10 protein-coding genes are annotated in these 12,912 nt (G+C 46.9%); 8 read left to right on the top strand and 2 right to left on the bottom strand.

Annotated elements, in window-relative coordinates; translation table 11 throughout:
- Positions 1 to 154 precede the first annotated feature (154 nt).
- Both JK130_RS06210 and JK130_RS06205 read right to left on the bottom strand, forming a co-directional pair.
- Positions 155 to 1,846: an NAD-dependent malic enzyme gene (locus JK130_RS06210; RefSeq protein WP_218353428.1), complete on the bottom strand. Its 1,692-nt coding sequence runs from the start codon at positions 1,844 to 1,846 to the stop codon at positions 155 to 157.
- Between the two features lie 63 nt (positions 1,847 to 1,909).
- Entirely contained in the window at positions 1,910 to 4,543 is a 2,634-nt protein-coding gene (locus tag JK130_RS06205; RefSeq protein WP_218353426.1) for a penicillin-binding protein 1A, read from the bottom strand.
- Between the two features lie 139 nt (positions 4,544 to 4,682).
- On the opposite strand from JK130_RS06205, the gene pilM reads away from it, so the two are divergent.
- The 8 genes from pilM to JK130_RS06165 all read left to right on the top strand — a co-directional run bounded on the left by pilM (position 4,683) and on the right by JK130_RS06165 (position 12,762).
- Positions 4,683 to 5,747, top strand: a complete 1,065-nt coding sequence (gene pilM / locus JK130_RS06200; RefSeq protein ID WP_218353424.1) for a type IV pilus assembly protein PilM — start codon at positions 4,683 to 4,685, stop codon at positions 5,745 to 5,747.
- Complete coding sequence (locus tag JK130_RS06195; protein ID WP_218353422.1) at positions 5,735 to 6,325, top strand: PilN domain-containing protein; 591 nt, start codon at positions 5,735 to 5,737, stop codon at positions 6,323 to 6,325. Before pilM ends, JK130_RS06195 begins: the two co-directional genes overlap by 13 nt.
- Positions 6,322 to 6,939 (top strand): type IV pilus inner membrane component PilO, encoded by a 618-nt coding sequence (locus JK130_RS06190; RefSeq protein WP_218353420.1) that lies wholly within the window; start codon positions 6,322 to 6,324, stop codon positions 6,937 to 6,939. The genes JK130_RS06195 and JK130_RS06190 overlap by 4 nt, the downstream gene beginning before the upstream one ends.
- Positions 6,929 to 7,471 carry a pilus assembly protein PilP gene (locus JK130_RS06185; protein WP_218353418.1) on the top strand — a complete coding sequence of 181 codons (543 nt, stop codon included), beginning with the start codon at positions 6,929 to 6,931 and terminating at the stop codon, positions 7,469 to 7,471. The genes JK130_RS06190 and JK130_RS06185 overlap by 11 nt, the downstream gene beginning before the upstream one ends.
- Positions 7,472 to 7,535: 64 nt before the next feature.
- A complete protein-coding gene (locus JK130_RS06180) occupies positions 7,536 to 9,233 on the top strand; it encodes a type IV pilus secretin PilQ (protein ID WP_246587713.1) in 1,698 nt (565 codons plus the stop codon).
- A 269-nt stretch (positions 9,234 to 9,502) separates the two neighbouring features.
- Entirely contained in the window at positions 9,503 to 10,021 is a 519-nt protein-coding gene (aroK, locus tag JK130_RS06175; protein ID WP_218353416.1) for a shikimate kinase AroK, read from the top strand.
- An 18-nt stretch (positions 10,022 to 10,039) separates the two neighbouring features.
- Positions 10,040 to 11,107, top strand: a complete 1,068-nt coding sequence (gene aroB, locus JK130_RS06170; RefSeq protein ID WP_218353414.1) for a 3-dehydroquinate synthase — start codon at positions 10,040 to 10,042, stop codon at positions 11,105 to 11,107.
- Between the two features lie 59 nt (positions 11,108 to 11,166).
- On the top strand, positions 11,167 to 12,762 hold the full coding sequence (locus tag JK130_RS06165; protein WP_218353413.1) for an SPOR domain-containing protein: 1,596 nt from the start codon (positions 11,167 to 11,169) through the stop codon (positions 12,760 to 12,762).
- Positions 12,763 to 12,912: the final 150 nt, after the last annotated feature.

Genomic DNA, 12,912 nt, shown 5'->3' with positions numbered 1-12,912 from the left:
CGGAGCAAGCTCACGAAATTTTAGAAAACACATACCGAAGCGTCGCAAAACAAAGACAGTTATTATAATAATAAGGGTCAAAGTGAACGCTGAAATAAAATAGCCAAAGAAACAAGATTCGCGGCGCATCCGTTAAGATACGCCACTAAAAGGTTTATATACTCACGCGCTTATACGGACGATATTCAGGTGTCCAAAAATGCCGGTCGATAGCTTCGTGTAAGGCTTCATCGGTCATCTCCAGTGCCAGGTCCTGCTCCATGGCTACTCGCGCTACCGCAAAGGCGATACGTCGGCTTAGCTCTGCAATTTCGGTCAATGGTGGTAACAACGCCCCACTACCACAGTTAGCCATAGGAGAGGCTTCTGCTAACGCATTACTGGCCGCCATCAGCATTGCATCGCTGATTAACCGCGCCTTTGCAGCCACCACGCCTAAGCCAATACCCGGAAAAATATAGCTATTATTGCACTGCGCTATTGGGTAAAGTTTGCCCTTGTATTCAACGGGCCTGAATGGGCTGCCGGTAGCAATAACCACTTCCCCGTCGGTCCATTCGATAACCTGTTCAGGCCGAGCTTCTACCTGACGCGACGGATTACTTAGCGGAAAAATAATAGGCAGCTCACAATTTGCCTTCATGGCGCGAACAACCTGTTCTGTGAAAAGCCCAGGCTGGCCGGAAACCCCTATCAAAATATCGGGTTGGGCACAGTTTACAACGTCAAGTAACGAGGCGTATTCACCACTAAACGTCCAGTCGCTTATATTGTGGGTACGTGTGGCCAGCCGTTGCTGAAAATCGCGTAGATTTTCCATGCCATCGGTAACCAGGCCATAACGGTCGACCATAAATACTTGCTTGCGGGCCTGCTCGTCACTCAGGCCTTCTTTACACATCTGCTGCACCAGCATTTCGGCAATACCGCACCCTGCCGAACCGGCGCCAACAAACACTACTTTCATATCTGATAATTGCCGGGTCTTCATTCGGCAAGCTGCTAAAATAGTGCCCAATGTTACCGCAGCGGTGCCCTGAATATCATCATTGAAACAGCAAATTTTATCGCGATAGCGACCTAAAATTGGCATTGCATTGGGTTGTGCAAAATCTTCAAACTGAATCATGACCTCTGGCCAGCGACGCTTAACAGCATTGATAAACATATCAATAAATTCGTCGTAATCTTCCTGCCCAATACGTGGATGACGGGCGCCCATATACATCGGGTCGTTTAACAGTTTTTCGTTGTTGGTACCTACATCAAGCATTACCGGCAATGTATAGGCAGGACTAATACCACCACAGGCAGTGTAAAGTGACAACTTACCAATAGGAATGCCCATGCCTCCAATACCCTGGTCGCCTAGTCCTAAAATACGTTCACCGTCAGTGACCACAATCACTTTTACTTTACGTTTGGTCGCATTACGCACAATATCATCTAACTGATGACGCTCTTCCCAAGACACAAACAAGCCACGTGAGCTGCGATAAATATCAGAAAACTGTTCACAGGCATCTCCTACCGTAGGGGTGTAAATGATTGGCATCATCTCTTCAATATGGCGCTGTACCAAACGGTAGAATAAGGTCTCGTTGTTGTCCTGAATGGCCCTTAAATAAATATGCTTGTTAAGAGGATCATCAAAGGCGCTATATTGCATATAAGCCCGCTCAACCTGCTCTTCGATATTTTCAAAGCGTGGTGGCAACAGGCCGGCCAAATTAAATGAGGCTCGTTCACGGGCCGTAAACGCGCTGCCCTTATTAAGCAAGGGAGTTTCCAGCAATGAAGGGCCAGAATGAGGAATATAAAGATATCGGTTTTCGTCTTGTGACATTGTTCTTCCGAAATATATTTGCCCGAACAACTTTTTGTTCAGGCCTGCAGGGTACGCAGCAAGTTAAAAAATTTCTTCTGGTTCAGGAGCACTGTTGGTTTCTTCCTGAGCCGGATCGTTCACCTGATCATCCATGACGTAGACTGTTGGCTCCGTGCCAGTGATGAAGTATTCGAATAGTGTCGTATGGTCTGTTCTTCGGGTCAACTTTCCACTGGTACGATCAATACGAACCCGCACCATATCTTCAGGTACCGACACAAACTGTTCGGGCACATCTTTTAGCGCCTGCTCCATAAACCGAATCCAGGCTGGTTGTGCAGCATGCGCGCCGCTTTCGCTACCAATCATTGCATTACCAATCCAGTTAAAACGATCTGGATTACGATTGATTAAGTTTTGATTACGGGTAGCGCGTCCCAAATTTCGATTCATATCATCAAACCCTACCCAGGCGGTGACCACCAAATCTTTTTGAAAGCCAGAAAACCATGCGTCCCGAGAGTCGTTCGTGGTTCCGGTTTTTCCGCCTAAATCGTCACGTTTCAGTAGGTTTTTGGCTCGCCAACCGGTACCCATCCAATAGGTTTTTTTACTCCAGCTGCCGTTCGCCTGAACCCCGGTGCGCATCATATCGGCAACTAAAAATGCATTTTGAGCACGAATAACCTGCGGCGCTGAGCGCTTAATGGTGGGCGCTTCTCCGGTAGCTACCTTCACATCAAGTACCTGGGCCAGCTGTTCTTCCTGGCTAAGCTCAGCATTATTTCTGCGTGCTGCCGCTGACTGATCTTCACAAGGATCGCAAGCCCAAACCGGGTCAGCCTGCCAAAGTGTATTACCTTCTTCGTCTAACACTTTGTCAATAAAATGTGGCTGAATCAAAAAACCACCATTCGCAATAGTTGACATCGCTCTGGCAACTTCAAGTGGCGTGTGCGACCCAGAACCCAGCGCCAGCGTTTCATCACGAGGTATATCTTCTTTTGCAAATCCAAAGCGCTCAAGATATTCGGCGGTTTTTGACAACCCTACTCCACGTAGTAGCCGCACCGACACTACGTTTTTAGATTTCCCCAGCGCCACCCGCATTCGTATCGGGCCATCATACTGCGGCGGAGAATTTTTAGGACGCCACGCCACTCCGGTAGCTTCATTCCACTGGTTAATAGGAGCATCATTCATGATTGAAGCCACCGTATAGCCACTATTTAAAGCGGCTGAATAAATAAACGGTTTTATATTAGACCCCACCTGCCGTTTGGCCTGAGTTGCCCGGTTAAACTGACTTTGATAAAAACTATAGCCACCAACCACTGCCTGGACTGCGCCATTTTCAGGGTGTATGGCAATAAGCGCGCCGCTGGCCTGAGGCATTTGGGCTAACCGCCATTTTTGGTTGTGTTGACGAATATAGACCACCGCACCAGCACTAAGAATGTCGCTTGCCTGCTCAGGCTCATCACCCTGACGCGAGTCAGTGATATAAGGCCGGGCCCAGTCTAAGCCTTCCCAGTTTAAGGTATGACGCACGCCATTTATCGCTAAAACCTCAGCGCTTTGTGCATCAACCTGGGTCACCACCGCAGGTACCAACGGCGCAATCTGATCAACCTGTTGTAACGCTTTTAACAGGTCTGACTTGCTCCAGTCTTCAACCGTTTTGGCTACAGCGGGGTCTGAGTCGGTCTGTGTGGGGGGCGTATCACTATCTGGTTTATTCCACAAATACTGAATAGGCCCCCGATAGCCATGACGCTCATCATAGTCATGCAAATTTGAAACAACCGCCTCGCGTGCGGCCAGCTGTAAGTGGGTTGGGGCCGTAGCATAAACCTGGTACCCACCGGTCTCCGCTTCTTCCTTACCGTATATTCGAACCATTTCAGAATAAATGAGGTCGGCCAGATAAGGAGCCTGGGTTTCAATTTCTGCCCCATGTTTTCGGGCTGTTACCGGCGCGGCCTCGGCTTCATCAAACTGCGCTCGGGTAATCAATTTCTCATCAAGCATTCTTAATAGCACCACCCGGCGACGTTCAACTGAGCGTTGGGGTCCGCTAACCGGGTTGAGCACCGAAGGCGCCTTAGGCAACCCCGCTAGCGTCGCGGTTTGCGCTAAAGTAAGCTCTTTTAATGATTTACCATAATACACCTGAGCAGCGGCACCCACCCCAAAAGCTCGATGCCCAAGCTCTACCTTGTTCAGATAAAGCTCAAGTATTTCTTGTTTGGTCAGCAGCTGTTCCATGTGCCAGGCTATAAAAATCTCTTTTATTTTGCGAATATAGGTTTTTTCGCGGGTCAAAAAGAAGCCCCGCGCTAACTGCATGGTCAGGGTACTGGCGCCTTGCTGTTTTTCGCCGGTGGCAATTAAATTAACTACTGCCCGGGTCATGCCAATGGGGTCTATACCATAATGATCGAAAAACCGGCTATCTTCGGTGGCCAGGATCGCGTCGATCATTTGTTGCGGCACATCCTCAAGTTTTACCGGGATCCGCCGTTTAACTCCATATTGGGAGATCAAACTGCCATCTTTGGTGTAAATACGCATTGGTGTTTGCAAGCGCACGTCTTTTAGAACCGCAACGCTTGGCAAATCTGGTTTGAAATAAAAATAAATGCCAGCCAGTGCAGCAGAGCCGACCAGAGCACCTATGATGATAAGCAGAAAAAAGGTTTTTAGTAACTTCACAAAGATTTTAATACCGAGGCAAGCTCGCCCATTTGATTTATATTCTATACATACGTGCTTTTATTAGAACCCTATGGTTCAAAAAAACTGCGTATCATACTAATTTGGAGCTAAAAATTTTGACCACTGGCTGGAACCAATGAAATCGTTGCTGAAGAAAAAGTTGCCGCTTATTGTGGGCCTAGATATAGGCACCCGTCAAATCAAAGCGGTACTTATAGAAAAAACAGGCGATACTTACACCTTGCAAGGTTTTGCATGCGAAGCCATCACCAAGGTTGCCTTCAATGAACGCGAAATTCGCGATTACGAAGCGGTGAGTCTTGCGCTTAAAAAAGTACACAATGCACTTAAAGCAAAAACCAAGCTAGCTGCAATTGCTGTCTCCGGTACGTCTGTTATCAGCAAAGTGGTTCACATGGAGCCAGACCAGAGCGACTTCGAGCTTGAAGGTCAGATTGAAATTGAAGCAGACAGCTTGATTCCCTACCCTCTTGATGAAGTTTATCTTGATTTTGAAGAGTTGGGGATGAGCAAAACGCACTCAGGAAAAATGGATGTTTTGTTGTCAGCCGCTCACAAAGATTTGGTCGACAGTCGCATTACACTGGTGCGTGAAGTGCCGTTAGAACCTAAAGTTGTCGATATCGAAGGTAACGCCTTGGGTAATGCGCTAGCCAGGTTTTATCCGGCCGCCGAAGACGAGCGGGTATGCTGCATCAATATTGGAGCGTCGCTGTTACAGGTTTGTGTATGGCAGGACCATAAGATTGTTTATTCCAAAGAGCATAACTTTGGCATGAGCATGCTTGTACAGGATATATCTGTCATTCAGATGATTGAGCGCGATGAAGCTGAACGGCAATTGCTCGACAAATCTCTGCCTGCCAGCTGGGAACAGGAAACCCTGCCTATTTTCACCGCTAACCTGGTACAACAAATTAACCGGGCCTTGCAAATGTATGTCAGCACCACTCACGCAGAACGTCCTGCCAAGCTAGTGTTAGCGGGCGGCGGAGCTACGCTCCCTGCGTTGGTAGAAGCCCTTGCCCAGGACTTAGGGTTAGAAATTGAATTGTTTAACCCCTTTGCTGCAATGACCATAAATGACAAGCTTGATCGCCAACGGTTATCCCAGGTAGCCCCGCAACTGGCAATTGCTGCCGGTTTGGCCAGCCGGAGTTTTAATACATGGCACATATAAATCTTTTGCCCTGGCGCGAACAAATGCGCCAGCAACAAAAACAAAATTATCTGGCAATGCTGGGGTTAGTCGCGGTCATTGTGGGTTTAATTTTTTACTTGGTTGGTATGGCTATCGAACAGCAAACCGACAATCAAAATATGCGCAATCGCTACCTTGAACAAGAAATAGGTAGGCTGGATGCGCAAATTGCTCAAATTCAAAAAATCAAAGAAAGTAAAAATGCGATAGAGCAACGCATGGCATTAATCGGCCAGTTGCAAATCAGTCGAAATGTAGCGCCCAAAGTATTTGATGAGCTGGCTTCAATTGTGCCTGCAGGGGTAACCTTTAAAACCCTGAGACGCACGGGTAATTTGATTACTATCGAGGGTATAAGCGACTCAAACAATCGGTTATCTGACTTTATGCGTCGCCTTGAACGTTCAGATGTTTTTTCTGCCGGCGATTTATCTTCAATTGTTGCCGATACCACTGCGGCTGATGCCATGAGCGGGTTTAAGCTGACGTTTTATATCAACCCCGAAATTGCCCCGGTCACAGCGAAAGAAACAGCCCAGCAGGAGAGCGCTTCATGAAATTTGATGTCGCCAAGCTTAAAGAGCTAAACGAACTGGACTTTGAACAAGTCGCCGTCTGGCCTAAAGAAATTAAGATAGTCGTAGCCATTTTTGTGGCTATTGTTATCGCCGGCCTGAGTTACTGGTTTATTGTTAAACCCAAATTACCAATTTTAGAGCAGGCTCAGAAACAGGAATCTGAACTTAAGCTACAATTTGAAGCGAAGTATCGAATTGCGGTTAATTTAGAAGCGTATCAGGACCAGTTGTCGAAAATTAAAAAAGATTTTTCTTCCATGCTGCGTTCGCTTCCCACCAGTAATGAAACGCCGGGTCTACTTGATGATATCACCTATGTAGGCACTTCGTCGGGGCTCACCTTCAAGCTGTTAAACTGGCAAAATGAAGTACCAAAAGAGTTCTACACCGAATTACCAATAGAAATGGAAGTCAGTGGCGGCTATCATCACTTTGGTCATTTTGTTTCAAAAGTCGCTGATTTACCAAGAATTGTTACTTTGCACGACTTTTCTATTGAACAAGATGATAAACGTTTGCACCTTAAGCTACAGGCCAGAACTTACCGGACCGCGTTAACCGATGATCAACAGGAGGCAAAGGATGCACAGTAAACTGTTGATAATCGTCGTCGTTGCCGGGGCATTAAGTGCGTGTTCGCCCAAAATGGATGATTTAACGGCCTATACGGCGCAGATCAAACAAAATACTCAAATACAGGTAGAACCCTATCCTGAGTTTTCGTCGCAACCTGCGTTTCAGTATCAGGAAACTGATCGACGTAGCCCGTTTGTACGCCCGACCGACCGCACCGAGCGCCTGGTTACACAAGCGCAGACAAACTGTTTACAACCCGATTACGAGCGCCCTAAAGAAGCACTTGAACAATATGGTCTGGATGCCTTAGCTTACACTGGAAGCTTTAAAAGTCGCGGTACCCAGTGGGTGTTATTCAAAGCCTCCGATGGCAGTTTATTAAAAGCAAAACATGGCAGCAGAATTGGGCTGTTTTACGGAAAGATAAAAACAATAGGCCGGGAAGAAGTCAAAATAGAACAGCTTCTTCCTGACGGCGCAGGTTGTTGGCAGCGTGAGGAAACCTCTCTTAGCTTAGCCTCGTCTGCAGGAGAAAATAACAATGTCTAAGCGAGTTCCCATGCACCGTTTTTTATTCAACCACCGTTCTCTCATGTCATTAGAAAAATGCGTGATGGCGCTGGTGCTGCTAATGCCTGTTGCCCCCACGGTATTGGCTCAGGAAGATCCGGTACTGCTTGACCCCTACGAGCAAACCCAAACCGGTTTTAATAATGTACTGACGAATATTGATTTTACCCGCTCGAACGACAATACCGCGGTCACTACCCTGCAATTTGAGAGCAGTAATGTTAAGCCTCAGCTGGTAGAAGCCCAAGGCCGGCTTACAGTAACCCTTCCCGGGGTTAAATTAGATGATGAACAATTTGTGGCGCTGGATGTCACTCAGTTCGGAACGCCGGTTACACAGGTCGAAAGCTTTCAGGATGAAACCGCAACCCGTTTAGTCATAGAATATGTTGACCCGGTAGTGGCCCGGCATCAAATGACCGACGAAGGCATGCGTATTGAAATTACGCCCATGAGCGAAGAACAGCAGGCCGAGCTTGAAACCCAGACCCAATACACCGGCAAACCTATCTCACTGGATTTTCAGGATGTTCCGGTTCGTCAGGTTTTACAAATTATTGCACAGGTTAACGACTTTAATCTGGTAACGACCGACACTGTAACTGGCAATGTCACTATTCAGCTTGCCAGCGTCCCGTGGGACCAGGCCTTAGCAATGATTCTCAAAATCAAAGGATTAGATAAACGTCTGGAAGGTAATATATTGTTGGTCGCGCCCGCTGAAGAATTGACCGCCCGGGAAACTCAGTTGCTGCAATCAAAAAAACAGGTGTCTGATTTAGCGCCGTTAACCACAGCCAATATTACCGTAAATTATGCCAAAGCCCAGGCAATGGCCACTATTTTAAAGTCTCAGGAAGGCGGCATACTCAGTGAGCGAGGTTCGGTAAGTGTAGATGAGCGCACCAATACATTATTGCTACGAGATACACAGGAGTCTATTGACGAAGCCCGACTTACTATTCAAGCCCTTGATATTCCGGTAAAACAGGTCTTAATAGAGTCGCGCATGGTAACGGTTCGTGACAATGTAGGTGAAGAGTTAGGCGTTCGTTGGGGCGTAACTCAACGCGACGGCGACTTTACAGTTTCAGGCTCGTCTAATTCAGCTGACATTGCAGCCGGGGGTGTGGTACCTGCGGTAGACAACCGCATGAATGTGTCGTTGCCGGTTACCAGCCCGGCTGGCCGTATCGGTTTTCAGGTAGCAAGCTTGCTAGACGGTACCATTTTAGATTTAGAGCTCTCGGCGCTAGAATCTGAAAACAAAGGCGAAATTATCGCCAGCCCGCGTATTACGGTAGCAAATCAACAGGAAGCCTACATAGAGCAAGGTACCGAAATACCCTATGTTCAGGCAACTTCATCTGGGGCTACGTCGGTTGAATTTAAAAAAGCGGTGTTAAGTCTTAAAGTTACGCCTCATATCACCCCTGATAACCGCGTTATTCTGGATTTAGTGATTACTCAGGATACCCGTGGCGAAACCGTTTCAACTTCAACCGGCCCTGCGGTTGCTATTGATACACAAGAGATTAAAACCCAGGTATTGGTTGAAAATGGTGAAACCGTAGTGCTGGGCGGTATCTTTCAACAATTAAACACCGACGATACATCAAAAGTACCTTTATTTGGTGATTTACCGGTCGTCGGCAGACTGTTTAAGAAAACCTCAACCGTGTATCAAAAACGAGAATTGCTAATCTTTGTGACGCCAAAAATCGTAACAGAAAGACTCTGATAGCTGGGTAGTCGATAAAAAGGCACCTTTTTGGTGTCTTTTTGTTATTTATCTACTAACAAAATCATAGAGTTACAGAACTGTCGATTAAAACCGCAACAAAACTTGCATCGTCAGGGATGAAACTGAGATAATCCCGCTCTCGAAATTTTAGCGAGGTTCTAGGAGTGGTGCTTATTTAGCAAGTCTATAAGCACACATAAATGGGTGGGCAAAGAAGGTTAGACAGCACTACCCTTAACATAATGAAAGTTGTGATATAAGCAAATATGGCTGAGAAACGTAATATCTTTTTGGTTGGCCCAATGGGCGCAGGCAAAAGTACCATTGGCAGACACCTGGCAGACGAACTTCACCTGGATTTTTTCGACTCCGATCAGGAAATTGAGCGCCGTACCGGGGCTGATATCGCCTGGATTTTCGATTTGGAAGGTGAGGAAGGGTTTCGCCAGCGTGAAGAAACCGTGATTAATGATCTGACCGACAAACAAGGTATTGTGCTGGCCACCGGCGGCGGTTCGGTCACGAACAAAGCAGTACGTAATCGGTTATCGGCGCGTGGCATAGTGGTTTACCTGCAAACTACCATCGACAAACAAGTTGCTCGTACCCAGCGCGATAAGCGTCGCCCGCTGCTTCAAAACGGCGAGCCCGAAACCGTGCTTCGTGAGCTGGCTGATACCCGCAACCCACTGTACGAAGAAGTCGCCGACTACGTGATTGACACCGACGATCAGTCTGCCCGTGCGGTTGCAAACCAGATTATCAACAAAATTGGTCAGTTTTAATTAACAGGAGGTACGCTCATGTCCACGCTGACGGTGAATCTTAACGAGCGTAGCTATCCTATCCACATAAAAGCCGGTCTGCTGTTGCAGGCTGGTTTTTTTGTGCCCTATATAAAAGGTCCGCTGGCAGTCATTGTTACCAACCATACGATTGCGCCTTTATATCTTGATCAAGTAATTGCTGCATGTGGTGATAAACAAGTGGCAACCATCGTTATTGATGATGGTGAACAATACAAATCACTTGAGCAATATGGTTTCATTATGAACGAGCTGCTAACCATGAATGCAGCACGCGATACCACATTAATTGCTTTAGGTGGTGGTGTAATTGGTGATTTATGCGGCTTTGTGGCCGCCACTTATCAGCGCGGGGTTCCGTTTATCCAGGTACCTACCACGTTACTGTCACAGGTAGACTCGTCGGTAGGTGGTAAAACTGCGGTTAATCACCCACTAGGTAAAAATATGATTGGCGCGTTTTATCAGCCAATCCTGGTGGCGATTGATTTAACGACGCTCCAAAGCTTACCTGCACGCGAATTTGCCGCAGGTATGGCCGAGGTCATCAAGTACGGCATAATTTACGATGCGCCCTTTTTCAGTTGGCTCGAGAAAAATGCCGAAGCCTTGAAAAAATTAGAAACGGAAACCCTGGCCTATGCTATTGAGCGCTGTTGTTCAATAAAAGCCGAAGTGGTCGCAAAGGATGAACGCGAAGGTGGCATTCGTGCTATTTTGAATCTTGGCCATACGTTCGGGCATGCCATTGAGGCAGAGCAAGGCTATGGTAACTGGCTTCATGGTGAAGCGGTTGCCGCAGGAATGGTCATCGCATGTCATGTATCAAAACATCTTGGATGGCAGACCGCTGACCAGGTTCAACAGGTTGAAGCGCTGATTGCTTGTTTTGACTTGCCTGTTCAGGGACCTGATACAATGAATTTGGCTACGTACATGCCGCATATGCGCCGCGATAAAAAGGTTGAGGCGGGCAATATCCGCTTTATTTTACCGCAAGGAATTGGCCAGGCTGTGGTCACAAAAGAAGTCAGCGATTCCTTATTGCATACTGTATTGGGCTAATAAAAAACATCGTTTGTATGCCGTAATAGTCGCTTACAAACGTATTCAAGGATACGCGCATGCACTCACCGTTGCATGAACGGCTAGAGTATTTAGTCAATTATTCATCGCAACTGATTTTTGTCAGTGGCGATTCTATTGCTCAGCAGCAAAAAAATCTTGAAGCGTTTGTTTTTAACCAGCACGACGAAACCGAAATAGCGTATCTGACCGCGACCAGCAACCTTGAACTTTCAGACTACCGCCGACAATTGTGCCAGCAGCTTTTGGGCCAGCAGGTAGGCAGCTATATTAAGCCATTAAATGAACTTTTAGCTGGGCTCAAAAGTCATGATGGCCCCGTTTTAGTGACAATCACCGCGTCTGAAAATATCCCCGATGCATTTTTGCAGGAACTGTGGGATTTGGTATTACAAAGCCGGTTTGCCGATAATCAGCAACACCTCAATGTTCTGTTATTTGGTCAATCAGAGTGGGCTGAAGCCGCTAAGCAATGGCTTCCGGCCAATAACTCTGACACGCCGCTATTAATAAGCAGTCATTCGGTTGTGGCTGAGCAGGTTAAATCAGACCTAGACCAGCTAATAGATAGCCGTCGTAAAGCCTTTGAACGTCATTTATCTGAACGCAAGCAGCTTCAATCTAGCGATGCTACAAACCGGTTAAAGTCGCCGTGGTTCTGGACAACTGCAGTTATCTTATTTTTGTTGTGTTTTACCGGACTGGTAGCCTGGCAATACGGCAGTAATATCAACGATCTGTTCGACCCGATCAACTCATCGACTGATTCCAGTCCACTGGTCTCACCTGGCTCTGCGTATCAGCAGTTAACCCAACCACAGAGTAATTCGTCAGATTCAGGTAATCAGGTTGAGATAATTTCTGCCAACTCAGGCTCTGTCAACAGTGCCCTTACCAATAATACATCCGATAATGATACAGTTGAAATTAATACCCGGTCTGACGATTCAGCGGTTCGCTTGACCCCGGTTAATACCAAGCCTGGGCAAAACAATAACCAGACTGCAGACGCCAATGAACCGGTCGCTACGTGGGCGCAACAAGTGGCCTGGTGGGATAAAAACACCGGACATGAGCCATTAACTACACGAACGCAGGATACTGGCTCCCACAACACCCGCCAACCCAATGAAATAGCTAACCAGCAGGCGTCGACATCAAAACCGGTCGAAAACAGGGAGGCCTCGGATACCCTTGCCTCCACCGAATTACCCGCTTCTGGGGCCAGCGCAAACGTTTCGTTAAACCCTCAATGGGTACGCCAGGCCCAAAATCTGTTAAAACAGCTGGACCAAATGCCGGGTAAATCGTCTACGGCTCCTGTAACTCTTGATAATGCCCGGCTACAAAAACTGCTCACCCCCAACGACTATGTACTGCAGTTAGCAGGGCTTAAAGATGAAACGTTACTGCGGGATTTTGTGAATGAGCATAATCTCAATGATAAAGTTTGGATATACCAGACCCAACGTTATGGAAGTAATTGGTTTGTTCTGTTATTTCAACAGCCCTTTGCCTCGGTGGATGAAGCGCGGCGCGCCATTGAGTTGTTACCCAACTATCCTCGCAAAGAGCAGGCATTTGTTAAATCTGCTACTCAGGTATTAGAAGAGATTAGCATTAGTTCTTTATAATCATCTATTTATCTTCATTTTCCCGCTCTTTGCATGTATCCATACTTTATATATCCCGCACATTAGCCGCTATTTATTAGAATTTATCCGACGATAGCTTCAAGATCTCGTGATCAAAAAAAACGTTTACACGGTATATATCATAACTTT

Origin of the sequence: Alteromonas lipotrueiana, from assembly GCF_019249245.1 — a bacterium.
GTDB lineage: Bacteria > Pseudomonadota > Gammaproteobacteria > Enterobacterales > Alteromonadaceae > Alteromonas > Alteromonas lipotrueiana.
Note: the sequence above shows the minus strand (reverse complement) of the source record. Positions and strands in the feature narration are given on the sequence as shown.